Here is a 15818-nt window from a genome sequence, read left to right on the forward strand (position 1 = left end):
TTTTGTACCAGTTTATGTACTATGAGGAGAATAATGCAAGGTTTTTGAATGTCCCAATCCTATTTTCTTGCACTAACATCAGATTTTAACAGGTCAAAAGCCTTATTTTCAAAGGGTTTTACCATTATTCAGCAAGTCCTACATAGAAATATCTACAGCAGTTATCCTAATTGATCAATTCTCATTTCGCCGAGGTATTTACGGAGATAGGGAGAAAAAACCTCGTAAATCAGGGTAAGGGGTTGGCGAGCGTGCCAAAATAGGTAATGACGACCCCAAAATGCTCCTTTTTCCCCAAAAGCTATTTCTAATTCCGGGGAATGACCGTAATAAAGTCCCTGCACATCGCGATACAATTCCGTGTGCAGCCGCGAGAGACTTTCCCAAATCGGTAGGGAACGATTTTCCAGATATTCGTCCACTTGATTGACAGACCACCAAGAAGCGGCATAGGCTAACCTTTGACCACTAGCTGTGCGTAACCAGACTTGACGACGCAATCTCGGCCCCGGAATCAGGCTAATTTTCATCGGTGCGCCATCCTCATCGTCGCCGATGGGGGACATATCGATCACATCCACTTCCGTTTTTTCACCGGTTAAAAGTTGTAAATGACGGGTGGGAGAACCATCGCCGAGAATTAAAATCTGCCACGGGGGTGCGAGTTGGCTATGGGGTAAACCTTGTTTAACATCGGTTTCGTCTCCTTGCCAGAGAGAGGACAGGGAGTACCAAGGACGATTAAGCAGGGGCTTTTCTTGGGGGCGGAGGATAGCAGTCAAGGTTTGTTACAAAACTTTATGATTTTTTCATTAATCATAACACGGGATTTTTGTCTGCTGGTGATAAAAGCGATCGCCTTGCTCTAATCCTCTCTAAACTTTTCGGTTAGCATAGGCACTTTTGCCAAAGGAGATTGACTATTTTGATTTTAACGATAGAAAGGTATCAATATCTGGAGGAATTTTTGTAATCTTCTCAGGGCAATTAATTGTCGAATCTTGGGATTAATTTGGGGGGGATAAATGCTGGTGGCTAATTGTTCTTCTAGTAAGGCATATTCTGCCGCAGTTAGGGGTTGATTATCAAGGGGCGAGCGAGCCGAAGTGATAATTTCTGCTCGTAAAACTTCTTCGGGAATATCTTCGGGAGAGGGCAAAGCAAGGGCTTTTAGGGGCGATAAGAAACCGATCGAGATGAGGATGATAATTTTTGTCGTTCGCTGCATTTAATTTAAACCGGGGGGCAATTTTTCCCGACACTGTTGATGAATTTCCCCGATTCTAGCAAACAACCAGGGATATTTTTGACGATAACTGGGAATTAGAGCCAGAGGACTGAGTAGGGCAGTGGCGGCAATATCGGCTACACTTAATTTATCCGCCACCAAATAGGGCTGATTTTGCCAATATTCTAGAATCTTGAGGGCATTTTCTAGACGCTCCTCCGCTAGTTTTACCCTTGCCGGGGTGATTTTATATTGTTGTCGCACGATATTAATAATTATTTGACTACTCAGGGAAGGATCGATCGCTTTTCCCTCTCCGGCGCGATAATTATAATAGACAAATCTCGTCGCTACTCCAATACTTTCATCTAACCAATCCTCTAGTAACCAAGCTTGATTTTTCTCCTTTTCCCCAGCGGGAATAAAAGAGGGGAAAGGAACTACTTTTTCTAAATATTTTAAAATGGCGGTAGAATCGGCAATAATCTCATCTGCTGCCATTAAAACGGGGACAGTGGTTAACCCTTTGGTTAGAGGCCTGAGTTTGAGAATATGTAGTCCGGGGGTGAGATTTTCTACTTGGTAATCAATCCCCTTATAACCTAGAGCTAAACGAGCTTTGCGACAGTAATGAGAGGTGCTAAATTGAAGTAAAAGCATTAAGTTTTGTTGGTTGCTATAATAGTTATCAGTTACCAGTTATCAGTTATCAGACTTGGGTTTTAAGTTAACTGTTCACTGTTTACTGTTTACTGTTTACTGATCACTCTGTTTACTGAATTGGCAATAGGTCTATACTATGAGCAAACCCTCCCTTTTTTCTGCTGTTTCTCGTCCTTATGCGACTAATTCACAAGCAAAAGATCCCTGGTTAGCGGTCAATCTCTCGATGTTTTTCCCCGGTTTGGGACAATGGTATGCTAACAAAAACCAAAAAGCAACCATTTTGGCAATCGCTCAAGTAATATTAATAATTGTGACAATTTGGTCAATTTTTAGCCACAATGGCCCTGTAAGCTGGGGATTAGGGGGAATAGTTGCTCTGGTTATCGTTTACATTAGCAATATTTTTGACGCTCACTGGACTGTTTATTATTCCAGACAGAATAACAGCTTAGAGAAAATTCCCCGCCAACAAAAAAACCCATGGTTTGCCGTCTTCGCTAACCGGATTATACCGGGGTTAGGGCAATTGTACGCCGATAAGGTGATCTTAGGGATAATTTTTCTGACTATATCCCTGATTACCCTGAAAATGGATGATTTTTTGGCCAATATCCTCTTTCTTACCCCTTTAATTACAGCAATCGCTGTTTATCATGTTTATCACACTTTCCCCGATCAATTCCATCCCCATCGTCACACCTATCGTTCCATTTTGGCGCTGATGGTGGCAGCAATTTTTACTTGGGGAATTATCTGTAATTATTTTCCCGATTGGTTACATCAAAGAATAGAATTTTTCGAGATTCCGAGCGAATCCATGCTGCCTACCCTCGCAGTAGGTGATCGCATTTTCGTCAGTCAATCCAGTAATTATCAAGCGAAAAGAGGCGATATAATTGTTTTTAGAACTCCCGAAAAAATTCAGCAACTAGAGCCTAATTCGGGAGATTTTTTTATCAAACGAGTCATCGCTATTTCTGGGGATACCATTGAAATCCGCAGGGGTAAAGTTTATCTCAACTGGCAAGTTATCGAGGAACCCTACACCGCCGAGTTAGCCAATTATGAAATAGAATTTATGACTGTACCCCCAAAAACCCTGTTTGTTTTGGGAGATAATCGTAACCATAGTTTTGATTCCCATGCTTGGGGTTTTTTGCCAGAAAGTTATATCGTTGGTCAAGCCTATAAAGTTTACTGGCCTCTCGATCGTGTCCAGTCTTTGCTATGATGGGGATGACTAAGCTGTTGACTATCTGAATTACTCGTTAAGACTTCATGGGAGCAGGGAGAGGGGGGTTGAGCATTTGTCCTAAAGTTTACAATACGCAGTTTAAATGCAGTACAGCATCCCTTGAATTGTTACTGAAAAATTACCACTGGTGCTAGATAATTAACTTCAATCTTTTCTTGATTAATATGCTGTTAAAATTCCCTCAAAAGCTGAAAATTAAGCAAATAATATTATTAGTATTCTGGCTAGGAATAGGGATATTTTTCTGGTGGTTATCGTGGCAATCCCCCGGGATGAGCCAAATTCAACGACCCGAAACAGTTGCTCAACAAATTTATCAAGCAATGCCAGATTTACCGAAAGAAAACAACTATAACCGTCGAGATACAGGGGCGATCGATCCGAATAATACTTTAATAAGTCGCTTTCTTCGTTATCATCAAGATACAAAAAAAAGGTTTACTCTCATCCGTTTTGATTGGCAATTAACCCTAGGGGATTATCTAGGAGTGAACGAGAAAATCAGCGAAGAAAACTATCCCGGACAAGCAACCCTTACGGTTAATCCCATGGCTGCCGATATCAAAGCGATTAACAGTCTTAATCGTCGTCAAAGGCAGCAGTTAGTCACCCTTCTAGTCGAAATTTATAACCCCGCCATTCTCCCCCAAGAAACCCCCAATCCTAGCCCTTCTCCCAGTCCTTCTCCCCGTCGTCCATCTTTATCAAAACCGGGAGATGCCGACCTATTAAAATTCTAGAAAATTATGGAAAAAATTCTCAAATATGGTTCAGGTTGGCGACTCGGTTGGGATCCTAAGGCAGCCATTTATAAAGGATTAATTGGTGGCGATGATTGGGCGATCGAATTGACCGAGGCCGAGTGGCAAGATTTGCGTCGGTTACTATCACAATTGACCGCAACTATGGCGGCCATGGCCACAGAATTAATGGATGAAGAAAGTATTGCTTGTGAAGCGGAAAGCGAGCTTTTATGGTTAGAAGCGGCAGGATTTCCCGATAATTATTCCCTGCGATTTATTCTCTATCAAGGTCGCGGTTGTGAGGGCAATTGGTCGGCCACTGCCCTGCCAGAGTTGCTCGCCGCTTGGGACAATTTGCTTTACAATTTTTAAGAAAGCGGTGGGCATAAGTTAATTTTTGTCTCCCCCTCTTGACTTTTTGATTCCCCTGTGCTGCTATGCTTGCCCATCCGAGGACGAGGACCGATAATCTCACCTACACCCCGCCCCCATTGCTGAAAAACGGTTTTGCCATGACTCTCTATGTGGCCCTAAAAGCGCGAGAAACCTGGCAAAATACGATCGCTATTCCCGAACCAGTCTATCAAGAAACCATTTTCACCGGGGCCAATGCCGTCCCCATCTACGGGATTGTTTCCATTCCCCCGCAAGCGAAAGGAACAATTATCGGCACCTACGGCATCACGGGAGACTTAGATAATCAATGGTTTTTAAGAATTTTAGGCAGAAAAGCCGTAGCAAGAAACTACGCAGTCGTCCTCTTCGATTGGCGGGCCCACGGTAAGACAGCCGAATTATCCCCGACTCTCACCTCCGATGGCATCTATGAAGGGCTAGATTTCCTTCATATTGCCGCCCAAGCCCAAAAAATGGGCTGTCCTGCTCCTTTTTGGTTCACGGGTTACTCTCTGGGGGGACAATTGGCCCTCTGGGGAATTAAATCGGCAGAGAATCAGGAAGATATGGGGATCGATCCCGTCGATATCGGTGGTGGTGCGGTAATTTGTCCTAATTTAGACTCTAATCGTTCTTTATCCTATCTCGTCCGGGATCCCTGGGGGAAACATTTGGAAAAAGCGATCGCCAGGGAATTACGCAAGTTAGCCAAACGCATCCATCAAGCTCATCCCGATCATATCGATCCCGAAGCAATTACTCGCGCCACCACGATTGCCGGATTCGATCGAGAATTAGTGATTAAAAAGCTAGGATTTGAGACAGTTTTTGACTATTATGCCGCTAGTAGTCCCTTGCCCTTTCAACCCTATTTAACTAAACCCACTTTTATCCTCTACGCGGCCGATGATCCCCTCTTTTCCCCCGCAGTTATTCCCGATCTGCAAGCAGCGATCGCCGATAATCCCCACGTGGATCTACTCTTAACCAACTATGGCGGTCATGTGGGTTATATCAGCAGTTTATCCTGTCAGCGTCAGTGGGGCGATAGCGATCGCTGGTGGGCATGGAATCGGGTTTTAGACTGGTTTGACCAAAAAACTGGCAAATAATCCTAAATCCGTTGAGTATAGGTTACATATCACGATAGGCACTCATGCAAGAGGGGGAATAAATAATCAGTTTTTAATAACCAGATTTAGTATAGGGTTGGCTGAATAAATCTAAAAACCTTGTTGTATAAGACTTTTAGACTTTTTTCCCATCAAAAAGTGCCAGACATTGGGGTGATCGGGGGGGAAATTTAGGCACTTTTTCCCTGAAAATTAGGTAATTGACCCCCTGAAAATGGGTAAAACCCCACACCCCACACCCCACACCCCACACCCTGCCCCCACGAAAAACTTTTTGCCGCAAACCCTAGTATAGTTTCTAGGAGTCAAAGGCCGCTAGAAACTCCTCCACCTGTTCCCGAGTCGGTTGGGAGGCGATCGCTCCTGCCCCCCTTGTCACCATTGTCCCCACCGCACAGGCATAAATCACCGCCTTACGGGCTAAATCGGCATTTTCCCCAATTTGATCGCCTCCAAGACCGGCACGAGCCAAAAAACCCGCCACAAAGCCATCTCCTGCCCCGGTTGTATCCACCACCTCCCCGGGAAAAGCCTCGACAGTGCCGCTATTTTTGCCTAAATGATATTTACAACCTTTTGCGCCGCCAGTAACCAGAATTGCCCCTAAATTGGGGTATTGTGATGATATTTCTCCGGGGGTATCAGTGCCAAATAACCATGCTGCTTCTTCCTCGCTACATTTGAGCAAATCGGCCCAGAAGATAAAATCTCGAATCCGATCGGGAGCGACCTCAAGATTAGGCCAAAAAACCGGCCGCCAGTTGATATCGATCAATACTTTCACCCCGTAAATTTTAGCTAATTCGAGGGCGCGCATCATCGCCGCTCTCGCCGGGGGATAGGCTAACCCTAGGGTTCCCATCACTAGATAATCGGCATTTTTCCAGAGATTTTCGGGCAATAGGTCAGCTTTAAGGGCAGTATCGGCAAAATCCGTCGTTTTTCTGCCGCCAAAACCCGCAAAATGTCTGTCTCCCCCAGCATCGCGGGTGACATAAACTTGTCGGGTGGGTAGGGTGGCATGATACTGTACACCAGTAGTATCGACTCCGAGAGCGTCTAGCAAGGCGATTAACTGTTCCCCTCGTTGATCTTTGCCCACACAACCGATAAAAGCCGAATTTATGCCCAATTTTCGCAATCCACAGGCCACGTTTGCCGGCGCCCCCCCGGCATAGGTTGTCCAAGAAGTCACTTGCTCTATAGAGCGCTCGCTTTGATCGGCAATTAGATCAGAGAGGATTTCCCCTAAACAAATGACAGACACTGGCGAAGATCTTTGATTGTTAAGCATTGGTGTGGGAAGTGGGGTGTGGGGTGTGGGGTGTGGGGTGTGGGGTGTGGGGTGTGGGAAGAATAAATAAAAATAATCTCCTGACGACCGACGACCGACTCCCGATCACTGATTAATAACTTGTCAAGAAATCACGATAAATCAACTAGAGATTATCTGAGGCATTGAGTATAATCAAACACATAGATTAGGGGAAATTGCTCATAAATCAGTCCGATCGAGCGTGAATCCTCTTTTATTTTTTAGTCTTAGACTAAGGAAATATCATGGTTGATTGTAGTCAGATTCAGTTTGACGAGGATAAAAGCAAGATAGATCTATCGCAACTACGAGAATTATTTAATTTAACCGCATTTTGGGCAATCGATCGCCGTTTAGAAGATTTAGAAACCGCAATTGACTATAGTGATCCGGTGGTGACGGTGTGGAATGAGCGGCAATTAATTGGTTTTGCTCGCGCCATTTCTGACGGCATTTATCGGGCAACTATTTGGGATGTGATTGTTCATCCCGATTATCAGGGAGCGGGTTTAGGGCGTAAATTAGTAGAAACAGTCTTGGCCCATCCCCGAATAAATCGGGTGGAAAGAGTCTATTTGATGACTACTAATCAAGAAAATTTTTACCGGCGCATTGGTTTCCAAAGCAACGCCACCACGACGATGGTATTATTTAATCGTTATCCCGAGGAGTTTTCCTATCCGGCGATCGAGGTAAAGAAAAAACGATCCGTGTGAGCTTGTCCTGACTATTGTTATCGATTTGATCTAAGCTCATTTCTCCCCCCGAGACTTCGATAATGCCTTTCGCTAACTGAAATTTAAGACCGGGAGAAAGACCGAGAGCTTGAGTAAATTGTTTTACTTCTTCTGGCTTTGATTCTAAACTCAAAGGGGAAATTTCTGGCATTTGCCAGAGAGCGATTTCCCCCGGAAATTCTAGGGTAATAGTGACTTTTTTCTCGCCAAGGGCGCTTACCGATATACAAATAGAGCCACTCGTTAAGTTGGCGATCACTGCATCGACGAGAAGGACAAGAGCGGAGGATAAACGCTGATAATCGGCAATAATAGCAATCTCATCGGTTAAAGGGCTAAATTTAAGCTTAATATGGCGATTAGCTGCCTGTAAATAAGTTAGACTTGCCCAATCTTGCCAGAGTTTAGTTAAAGAAAAAATTTCTTGATCGAGAGGTATAGTACCAGACTCTAGTTTGGAGAGATTAATCATCTCATCGAGCATTGCCATCAGTTTACAGCCCGCCAGTTGCCCCTGGGCGATAAATTCCCTTTCCTCGGCCGGACTTTCACAAAGATCGGCGAGAATCAGTTGATGGAGACTGATCATACTGCTCAATGGCGATCGCAATTCGTGGGCAACCCGTCCCAAAAAACTGCTTTTGAGGTGATTAATTGCCACGGCCATCTGATAAGCGAGGCGAGTTTGCTGTAATTCCCGTTTTAAAGCGTCAATATCGTCCATATTTACAGAAAAACTGCCCCTTGTCGTAAGATATCCCATCCTTGACATTGCCAACGCGCGACGGTGGAGGGTTGTCCACTATTGATTATTCCCCATGCTTGCCTTTCTGTGGGCGCTAACACCGTCACCGAGGGAAAAGTAGTCATAATCGCTTCTGGAGTCAATAAAGGCTCTTGTCCTGACAGATTAGCACTTGTGGTCGCTAAAACACCAGTTCGACCGAGAATTTCTCTGGCGATCGCATGAGCGGGAACTCGGATACCAATCGTGCTAGGATTTTTAGGGTTAAGAACTTTTGGTACTTTTTCAGAAGCAGGTAAAACCAAAGTTAGGGAGCCGGGCCAGTATTTTTCGGTCATTTGCCGCCAAATTTCCCTTTCTTCCTGATTTCCCTCGACATAATCCCATAAATCTGCTGCTGAGGCCGCCATGAGAATTAAGGGTTTATCAAAAGTCCGTTTTTTAGCGGCAAAAATTAAGGCAGCATAGGGGGGAGAAACTGCCAACGCGGGAACTGTATCCGTGGGAAAAGAAACCACTTGACCACTTAGGGCCGCGTGAACAATTTCGTTAAGAGAAGCAGTAGGCATTGAGAATTGAGCATTTTTGGGGACTAATTTAGCCTAAAACTTTTTGGTACAATTTTAAACGGGTAGGGTTGATTCATGAATCAACCCTACCTTGAATCAACCCTACCTTGAATCAACCCTACTTGATCAGCGGGGTATCTGAAAGTTTTTAACACCTACCTACTTATCTCCAACCAATTAGCGACGATTAATTATGAATGAGTCTGATACTTTTGCTAATCTCGAACAATTAGAATATATTCCCTACCTAGATACCACGGGTAATATCTGTGCTGATTTACAGGGAAGAATCGGGGTTTATGGCATTTTTGATCGAGAACAAGTCCTAGAGTTTGTCGGCTATTCTCGTGATATTTATCTCAGTTTAAAACAACATCTTGCCCGACAGCCTCAAGCTTGTTATTGGCTAAAAATACAGTTGATTGATCGTCCTAATCGGACTATTCTCGAATCGATTAAACAAGCTTGGCTAAGAGAAAGTCAGGCAGTAACCGGCGATGAAAAACTCTGGACAGAACCAATTGATGCTAAATTAGTCATGACTGACACAGAAAAAGAATTTTATCAAAGTGCTGACGAATTGGGGCAAATCAAGTTATTAAAACAGGTATCCAGACGAGTAGAAAACGATATTTTATCAACCCTAGAAAAACGGGGAGTACAGATGGAAATTCGTTTTAATCCTAAGTTAAAAGAACAGGGTTTGCTCGATTTAAAGTAAAAATGACTAGGAGCGATCGATTCTCCCGACAAACCGCTATGATATTATATCGCCCCATCCCCACACCAATGGAACAGCGATGACCACTCCAGACTGGCCAAACCTACTGCAGCAACTACTCGATCGAAAATCCCTTTCCCTTAACCAAGCTGAAGAATTAATGACCGGATGGTTAAACGGCCAGATTCCAGAAGTTTTATCGGGGGCGATTTTAGCGGCTTTGCAAGCAAAAGGAGTCTCGGCCGCGGAATTAGCGGGAATGGCCCGAGTTTTACGGCAACAATCTCGCTTAGAAGACCCTAAACCCCATACCACTCCCGTTATCGATACCTGTGGCACCGGCGGTGACGGGGCTTCAACCTTTAATATTTCCACTGCCGTGGCTTTTGTGGCGGCCGCCGGGGGTGTAAAAGTGGCTAAACACGGCAATCGCTCGGCTTCCAGCAAGGTCGGTTCGGCCGATGTTTTAGAATATCTTGGGGTTAATTTGAGCGCCCCTAGCGAGAAAGTAGCGGCGGCTTTAGATGGGGTGGGAGTTACCTTTCTTTTTGCCCCCGGTTGGCATCCAGCCCTGAAAAGTGTGGCTAATCTCCGCAAAACCCTGAAAGTTCGCACGGTTTTTAATCTTCTGGGCCCTCTAGTTAATCCTCTCCGTCCCACAGGTCAAGTTATCGGGGTTTATGACCGGCAATTTCTCACCCCCATGGCCACGGCTTTAGCACAAATGGGAACCCCAAAGGCGATTATTGTTCACGGCCGGGAAAAACTCGACGAGGTGGGGTTAGGAGACCTGACCGATATGGCTTTATTAAATAATGGCGAGGTGATTTCTGCGGCGATCGATCCCTTGTCAATTGCTATCCCCAGAGCCAGTTTAAATGCCCTTAAAGGCGGGGAAGTACCAGAAAATGCCGAAATCCTCAAAAATGTCCTGCAAGGGGGTGGAACGCCGGCTCAACGGGATGCTGTGGCGATTAATGCCTCTCTTGCCCTACAGGTGGCAGAAAAGGTCACTTTTGGCGACCATGCTGCCGGTTTCGCCCTCGCTCGCGACATTTTAGCCAGTGGGTTAGCTTGGCAAAAATTAGAGGAGTTGGTTAAGTTTCTCGCCGCCTAGGACAATTCACAGGGGGCAGTCTCGATGAAAAAATTTTCACCCCCACAGATGAAAGAGGTTTTCTTCCCCACACCCCACACCCCACACCCCACACCCTCTTTCAAGTCAGGAGACTCCGAGACAGGAGATTGCTTTTATTTATTCTCCCTATCTCCCCACTTCCCCACTTCCCCACTCCCCCACTCTGCAATAATTACTCGCAGCCAGAAATAGGTTGGGCGTATCATACTTTGTGCTTTTTGTCAAAAAAACTTTTTTTTTGCAATAAAACTACACAAAAAAAAGATCATCACTGCTGGTGAAATTGACTGATTTACCCGCTTCAATTAGGATACCCTTCTAGGTGTGGCAAGGGTTTCAACCCTTGCTGCCCAAAAAAGCACAGAATAACCCATTATGAAATTCAGTAAAATCGCTGTAACTATGATAACAGCGTTGTTAAATAAAAATCTTTCTCAATTAATTCTTAAGAATTTATAAATATTGCGGAATGTTAATTTAAATATTCTCAAGTTTTTGCAGTCAATCAATAATTTTTGCTTATCTTTGTTAGAAAATAGAACTCCTGCAAAAATCCAACATCTACCATTGGGTTAGGAGTCTCCGAGTCAGGAGTCAGGAGATTATTTTTATTTATTCTCCCCACTTCCCACTTCCCCACTCCCCACTCCCCACTCCCCACTCCCCACTCCCCACTCCCCACTCCCCACTCCCCACTTATGAGAGATGATCAAAAGATGAAAGAATCGTGGCGAGAACGTCTGAATATCTCTCGAATAGCGATTAATGCCCCGAGGTTAACCATTGCTTTCTGGTTAGCGGTGGCCATGGCGGGAATTTTTGCTTTTAGTTCCCTAAAATACGCTCTTTTCCCCGATATCAGCTTTCCAGTCGTAATAATTAACGCCCAAGCGGATTTAGCTACTGCTATCACCACGGAACAGCAATTAACTAAACCCCTAGAAAATCCCCTTTTCTCTCTCCCCGGTTGTCGGGATGTGTCCTCGACTACTGCCCCCGGACAGTCAGTAATCAGCGTTTTCTTTAAAATTGGCACAAATTTAGACAAAGCCACCGCAGCAGTTAAACAGGCTATCTCGCAAATCCCTTTACCCTCTCAAGCTACTACAGAAGTTATCCCCGTTGATTTAAATGAGTCGGCAACAGTCACATATACGCTGGTGAGTGAGCAGAAAACTCTGGAAGAATTAAGCCAAATCGCCCAAGATAATTTAATTCGGCCCTTAAAAGCTCTCGAAGGTACGGCTAAAGTTAATTTACTCGGTCAAGGTACAGTTAGGGAAGATAATCCCCATAAAAGCTTAACCCGACCATTGCCCACGCTGGTACGCTTTAATGGCCAAGAGGCGATCGCTGTGCAGGTAATCAAACAAGGTGCTGCCAATAGTCTCGATCTGGCCGCTCAAGCAGAAAAACTGGTTAAAGACATAGCACAAAAACTGCCCGATGTCAAGATAATTTTAGCTGAAACCCAAGCGGAATATATTCGCGCTGCCCTACAAGGCACGATCGATGATTTACTCTTGGCAGTTTTGCTGTCGGTGCTGGTGATCTGGATATTTTTAGGCAGTTTCGCCGCTACAATCATTTCTGCTCTGGTTATCCCCCTATCTCTTTTGGGGACTTTCATTATCATGGCAATCTATGGGTTTAATCTGGAAACCCTGACGCTGCTGGCTCTCGCTTTGGTGATCGGCATTGTCGTGGATGATGCGATCGTGGATGTAGAAAATATTTCCCGTTTAATCGACGCGGGGGAAACCCCGAAAAATGCGGCACTCAAGGGGACAAGGGAGATCGGATTAGCTGTCACTGCTTCCACTTTAACCATTGTTGCGGTGTTTATACCCGTCGCTTTTATGGGGGGTGCGGTGGGACAGTTTTTCCAACCCTTCGGTTTAACTGTCTCGGCTGCGGTGATTTTTTCTCTGTTGATCGCCAGAACTTTATCGCCCGTTTTGGCAGTATATTGGCTGAAACCGCAGTCACGGGCAAAAATAACGAAACAAAAGCGACCAATTGAGAACACCTATCGACGGCTCTTAAACTGGTCATTGCGTCATCGTTTGCTGGTCATTGCTATCGCCCTAATTACCTTTTTTGCGGGTATTGCCTTGATTCCTTTTATTTCTAGGGGATTTATTCCCCGACTCGATCGCGGCGAGTTTAATCTGGTTTATACTTCTCCTTTGCCGAAAATAACGCAAATTAGTCCTAATAAACCGACGGCTAAGAGTTCTAGCGATAGTTTCGCTTGGATTTCTCAGTTAGCGAGTTCTCCCGAAAGTTTTCTTTTGCGTCGCACTATCCGCGATGGCAGCAAATTAGAAGCGCCGATTTTGCAGGATGGGGAAGTGGAATCGACTTTTATGATCGCCGGTTTACGCGGTGAGCCGAATCGTGGCAAAATTCACGTTAAACTGAAGAGCGATCGTAAATCTCACACCAGTGCGGTGCAGCAACGGATTCGGCAAATTTTACCGACAATTAGAGGGGTGAATGTCAGTGTCGAGGACATTCCTTTTGTGCAGACGGAAGCGGAAAAGCCGATCCAAATTGCGATTAAAAGCGATGATTTGCAGCTATTGCGCGATAGTGCCGAGAAATTGCGGGTTGAGGCTGCTAAAATCGCCGGTTTAAAGGATATTTCCCTATCATCTAGATTAAATGAGCGGGGGGATTTTTTGGCGATCGAGCGTTTAAATGGTCAACAGGCGATTTTTCTCAGTGCTAATCTCAGTCCGGATTTAGGCTTAGAAGATGCGGCGATTAAAATTGAAGGGATTGCTTTACCGGAAGGGATAACTTTACAGCGTTGGGGTACTTCTTCTCAAAGTAGCGATGTTTTGGGCAGTTTTGGTCGCACTTTAATCCTAGCGACAATTTTAATGTTAGGAGTTTTATGGTTATTATTCAGAAGACTGCTAGAAACTATCGTCATCGCTTTATGTTTACCTTTAGCGATTGTGGGGGCAATGTTGGGGTTATTGGTAACGGGTAGTGAGTTTAGTATGATTTCTCTGATCGGGTTTATCTTCCTCTTGGGACTACTCGATAAAAATGCTGTGTTATTGCTGGATTATACTAACCAATTGCGTCAACAGGGTTGGAGTCGGGAGGAAGCGGTTTTAGAAACGGGAATGATTAGGTTAAGACCGATTTTAATGACCACTTGTTCGACAATTTTAGGCATGATTCCGATCGCTTTGGGATTGGGTACTGGTGCGGAATTGCGGCAACCCATGGCGATGGTAATTGTGGGAGGTTTAGTCACTTCTTCCCTGTTGAGTTTAATTGTTGTGCCTGTGTTATATCTAAGTTTAGAGGATGTTTGGAACCAGATTAAAGCCGGTCAAAAGTAGCTAGTTTTACCGTTTTGGCTTCTGATTGCTATAGAGTCGTTTGAATTCTTTTTGTTGTTGATTATGATCGACAATTGGCTCAGGATAACCACAACGATGTCTTTCTAAACGGGGGATTTTCCCGGTTACTAGATATTCCGTATCTACGGAAGCTAATTCCGGCAACCATTGACGAATATATTCCCCTTCCGGATCGAATTTTTGTGTCTGACTAGCGGGATTAAAAATTCTTAAAGGTTTCGGATCCATGCCACTAGAGGCACTCCACTGCCAACCACCATTATTAGCGGCTAAATCGCCATCAAAAAGTTTCTGCATGAAGTATTTTTCGCCTTTTTGCCAGTTAATAATTAAATCTTTGGTTAAAAAACTCGCCACGATCATGCGACAACGATTGTGCATCCATCCCGTTTCATTTAATTGTCGCATGGCCGCGTCAACGATCGGATAGCCGGTTTTTCCCTGGCACCAAGCTTGAAAATGTTCTTCGTTATCCTGCCAAGGAAAATGACGAAATTCTTTTCTATAAGCACCGACCGCCAATTCTGGGAAAAAATAGAGACAATGCTGGTAAAATTCCCGCCAAGCTAACTCTTGCTGCCAAGTGATAATACTATCTTTTGCTTCCTCGGCGCGGCAATTTTCTAATAATTCTAGGGTTGCCGTCCAAATTGTGCGGATGCCAATCGCCCCAAATTTTAAAGCGGCACTCAAGCGCGAGGTGCCATCGAAAGCGGGGAAGTTACGATCTTCTTGATAATTGTTAATAACCCCTTGACAAAATTCTTCTAATCTGCTACGGGCGGCCTTTTCTCCGGGAGCGAGGGGTAAGGGGTTTTGCCAGGTAAAACCTAAATTTTCTAGGGTTGGTAAGTTAATAGTTTCTGCGAGTTTCTCCCCCTCATTTTCGTCTAATCCTTGCAGGTTTTCTAGGGTTTTGGGGCTGGCTTTGGCTAATTGGCTCCAATTTTTCCAAAAAGGAGTATATACGGTGTAGGGACTTTTTGAGAGGGTGAGGACTTGTCCTGGAGCGTGGAGAAGTTGATCCCAGAAGGTTTCTACCTCAATTCCTTTTGTTTGTAAAGCGGCGATTACCTGTTGATCCCGTTGACGCGCGTAGGGTTCGATATCGAGGTTAAAAAAAACTGCTTTTGCCGATAAATTGCCAGCTAAATTGACGAGTGTTTGACTGGGGTTGCCGCAAATAATCAGTAATTGACTACCTTTTTGGCGATAATTTTTTTCTAATTCCTCTAGACAACCGAGGAGATAGGCAACTCTAGCAGGGGCGATATCATCCCTCTCTAAAATAGCGGGATCGAGGCAGAAAACCCCGATAATTTTCGGACTACGATCCCTAGCTTTACTCAGTCCAATATTATCCGAGAGACGTAAATCGCGACGATGCCAGAAAAGGATTAGATTTGACATAAAGTAAGGTGATGAGAAGATTATCAGGGGCGAGATTATTTTACATTGAGCTTGTCGAAATGTGGGGTACAGTTAAGAACAAATTCAGGTCAAAAATACTCTTTCTGTAATTATACGACAGTAGATCAAGAATAATTGTCTAATTTTAAAATCTAGCTGTGATTGGCAGTTAATTGATTGACAAAATCTCGATGTTCTGCTGTTTCTAACCCCCGCTGCAAAATCAATAAAACTTTTTCTAAGTCGCCCATTAATAAAGCGTTTTTATCTAGCCATAAACCGGGGAAGATTTGGGAGCGCATTATGCCATCACTATCGGGTTCTAGTTTAATATATTCTCCTGCCTGTAGCCGAAACCAATCAATTTCTTGTTCATAAA

16 protein-coding genes and 1 pseudogene are annotated in these 15818 nt (G+C 44.4%); 9 read left to right on the forward strand and 8 right to left on the reverse strand.

What is annotated here, in order from left to right:
- Positions 1–161: 161 nt before the first annotated feature.
- The 3 genes from O9332_RS00375 to O9332_RS00385 all read right to left on the reverse strand — a co-directional run bounded on the left by O9332_RS00375 (position 162) and on the right by O9332_RS00385 (position 1888).
- Positions 162–782 (reverse strand): chorismate lyase, encoded by a 621-nt coding sequence (locus O9332_RS00375; RefSeq protein ID WP_288023231.1) that lies wholly within the window; start codon positions 780–782, stop codon positions 162–164.
- A gap of 149 nt (positions 783–931) precedes the next feature.
- The gene (locus O9332_RS00380; protein ID WP_002758119.1) at positions 932–1228 is read right to left on the reverse strand and encodes a hypothetical protein; all 297 of its coding nucleotides are present in this window, start codon (positions 1226–1228) and stop codon (positions 932–934) included.
- On the reverse strand, positions 1229–1888 hold the full coding sequence (locus O9332_RS00385; protein WP_002758118.1) for a glutathione S-transferase family protein: 660 nt from the start codon (positions 1886–1888) through the stop codon (positions 1229–1231).
- 139 nt (positions 1889–2027) lie between these two features.
- On the opposite strand from O9332_RS00385, the gene lepB reads away from it, so the two are divergent.
- The 4 genes from lepB (at position 2028) to O9332_RS00405 (ending at position 5400) form a co-directional block, all read left to right on the forward strand.
- Entirely contained in the window at positions 2028–3125 is a 1098-nt protein-coding gene (gene lepB / locus O9332_RS00390) for a signal peptidase I (protein ID WP_288023232.1), read from the forward strand.
- 188 nt (positions 3126–3313) lie between these two features.
- Positions 3314–3889, forward strand: a complete 576-nt coding sequence (locus O9332_RS00395; protein WP_288023234.1) for a hypothetical protein — start codon at positions 3314–3316, stop codon at positions 3887–3889.
- Positions 3890–3895: 6 nt separating this feature from the next.
- Positions 3896–4264, forward strand: coding sequence for a DUF1818 family protein (locus tag O9332_RS00400; protein ID WP_002758115.1), 369 nt, complete (start codon positions 3896–3898; stop codon positions 4262–4264).
- A gap of 65 nt (positions 4265–4329) precedes the next feature.
- The gene (locus tag O9332_RS00405; RefSeq protein ID WP_288023236.1) at positions 4330–5400 is read left to right on the forward strand and encodes a YheT family hydrolase; all 1071 of its coding nucleotides are present in this window, start codon (positions 4330–4332) and stop codon (positions 5398–5400) included.
- A 319-nt stretch (positions 5401–5719) separates the two neighbouring features.
- Here the strand turns inward: O9332_RS00405 and O9332_RS00410 are convergent, their stop codons facing one another.
- Complete coding sequence (locus O9332_RS00410; protein ID WP_002758110.1) at positions 5720–6715, reverse strand: carbohydrate kinase family protein; 996 nt, start codon at positions 6713–6715, stop codon at positions 5720–5722.
- Positions 6716–6981: 266 nt separating this feature from the next.
- On the opposite strand from O9332_RS00410, the gene O9332_RS00415 reads away from it, so the two are divergent.
- Positions 6982–7452 (forward strand): GNAT family N-acetyltransferase, encoded by a 471-nt coding sequence (locus tag O9332_RS00415; RefSeq protein ID WP_002758109.1) that lies wholly within the window; start codon positions 6982–6984, stop codon positions 7450–7452.
- On the opposite strand, the gene O9332_RS00420 is transcribed toward O9332_RS00415, so the two are convergent.
- Complete coding sequence (locus O9332_RS00420) at positions 7388–8245, reverse strand: sensor histidine kinase (protein WP_002758107.1); 858 nt, start codon at positions 8243–8245, stop codon at positions 7388–7390. The two genes, O9332_RS00415 and O9332_RS00420, sit on opposite strands and share 65 nt — an antisense overlap.
- On the reverse strand, positions 8200–8787 hold the full coding sequence (locus O9332_RS00425; RefSeq protein WP_002758105.1) for an L-threonylcarbamoyladenylate synthase: 588 nt from the start codon (positions 8785–8787) through the stop codon (positions 8200–8202). Before O9332_RS00425 ends, O9332_RS00420 begins: the two co-directional genes overlap by 46 nt.
- A 193-nt stretch (positions 8788–8980) precedes the next feature.
- On the opposite strand from O9332_RS00425, the gene O9332_RS00430 reads away from it, so the two are divergent.
- From O9332_RS00430 to O9332_RS00445, 4 genes are all read left to right on the forward strand, one after another.
- The gene (locus tag O9332_RS00430) at positions 8981–9508 is read left to right on the forward strand and encodes a GIY-YIG nuclease family protein (RefSeq protein WP_002758103.1); all 528 of its coding nucleotides are present in this window, start codon (positions 8981–8983) and stop codon (positions 9506–9508) included.
- Between the two features lie 79 nt (positions 9509–9587).
- Positions 9588–10625 (forward strand): anthranilate phosphoribosyltransferase, encoded by a 1038-nt coding sequence (gene trpD, locus O9332_RS00435; protein ID WP_002758102.1) that lies wholly within the window; start codon positions 9588–9590, stop codon positions 10623–10625.
- A gap of 24 nt (positions 10626–10649) precedes the next feature.
- A complete protein-coding gene (locus O9332_RS00440) occupies positions 10650–10838 on the forward strand; it encodes a hypothetical protein (protein WP_071824994.1) in 189 nt (62 codons plus the stop codon).
- 524 nt (positions 10839–11362) lie between these two features.
- Positions 11363–14008 carry an efflux RND transporter permease subunit gene (locus O9332_RS00445; protein WP_288023238.1) on the forward strand — a complete coding sequence of 882 codons (2646 nt, stop codon included), beginning with the start codon at positions 11363–11365 and terminating at the stop codon, positions 14006–14008.
- Between the two features lie 6 nt (positions 14009–14014).
- On the opposite strand, the gene O9332_RS00450 is transcribed toward O9332_RS00445, so the two are convergent.
- Both O9332_RS00450 and O9332_RS00455 read right to left on the reverse strand, forming a co-directional pair.
- Entirely contained in the window at positions 14015–15439 is a 1425-nt protein-coding gene (locus O9332_RS00450) for an FAD-binding domain-containing protein (RefSeq protein ID WP_002758099.1), read from the reverse strand.
- A 152-nt stretch (positions 15440–15591) separates the two neighbouring features.
- A pseudogene (locus tag O9332_RS00455) lies at positions 15592–15818 on the reverse strand (Uma2 family endonuclease); the annotation flags it as partial.

Source organism: Microcystis sp. LE19-10.1B, assembly GCF_027530565.1.
GTDB classification, from domain to species: Bacteria; Cyanobacteriota; Cyanobacteriia; order Cyanobacteriales; family Microcystaceae; genus Microcystis; species Microcystis aeruginosa.

Excerpts from the sequence above, each read along its gene's own strand:
- trpD (WP_002758102.1), top strand. The coding sequence starts at position 9,588 with ATGACCACTCCAGACTGGCCAAACCTACTGCAGCAACTACTCGATCGA.
- O9332_RS00445 (WP_288023238.1), top strand. The coding sequence starts at position 11,363 with ATGAAAGAATCGTGGCGAGAACGTCTGAATATCTCTCGAATAGCGATT.
- O9332_RS00400 (WP_002758115.1), top strand. The coding sequence starts at position 3,896 with ATGGAAAAAATTCTCAAATATGGTTCAGGTTGGCGACTCGGTTGGGAT.
- O9332_RS00385 (WP_002758118.1), bottom strand. The coding sequence starts at position 1,888 with ATGCTTTTACTTCAATTTAGCACCTCTCATTACTGTCGCAAAGCTCGT.
- O9332_RS00410 (WP_002758110.1), bottom strand. The coding sequence starts at position 6,715 with ATGCTTAACAATCAAAGATCTTCGCCAGTGTCTGTCATTTGTTTAGGG.
- O9332_RS00380 (WP_002758119.1), bottom strand. The coding sequence starts at position 1,228 with ATGCAGCGAACGACAAAAATTATCATCCTCATCTCGATCGGTTTCTTA.
- O9332_RS00420 (WP_002758107.1), bottom strand. The coding sequence starts at position 8,245 with ATGTCAAGGATGGGATATCTTACGACAAGGGGCAGTTTTTCTGTAAAT.
- O9332_RS00430 (WP_002758103.1), top strand. The coding sequence starts at position 8,981 with ATGAATGAGTCTGATACTTTTGCTAATCTCGAACAATTAGAATATATT.
- O9332_RS00405 (WP_288023236.1), top strand. The coding sequence starts at position 4,330 with ATGCTTGCCCATCCGAGGACGAGGACCGATAATCTCACCTACACCCCG.
- O9332_RS00415 (WP_002758109.1), top strand. The coding sequence starts at position 6,982 with ATGGTTGATTGTAGTCAGATTCAGTTTGACGAGGATAAAAGCAAGATA.
- O9332_RS00395 (WP_288023234.1), top strand. The coding sequence starts at position 3,314 with ATGCTGTTAAAATTCCCTCAAAAGCTGAAAATTAAGCAAATAATATTA.
- O9332_RS00440 (WP_071824994.1), top strand. The coding sequence starts at position 10,650 with ATGAAAAAATTTTCACCCCCACAGATGAAAGAGGTTTTCTTCCCCACA.
- O9332_RS00425 (WP_002758105.1), bottom strand. The coding sequence starts at position 8,787 with ATGCCTACTGCTTCTCTTAACGAAATTGTTCACGCGGCCCTAAGTGGT.
- O9332_RS00450 (WP_002758099.1), bottom strand. The coding sequence starts at position 15,439 with ATGTCAAATCTAATCCTTTTCTGGCATCGTCGCGATTTACGTCTCTCG.
- lepB (WP_288023232.1), top strand. The coding sequence starts at position 2,028 with ATGAGCAAACCCTCCCTTTTTTCTGCTGTTTCTCGTCCTTATGCGACT.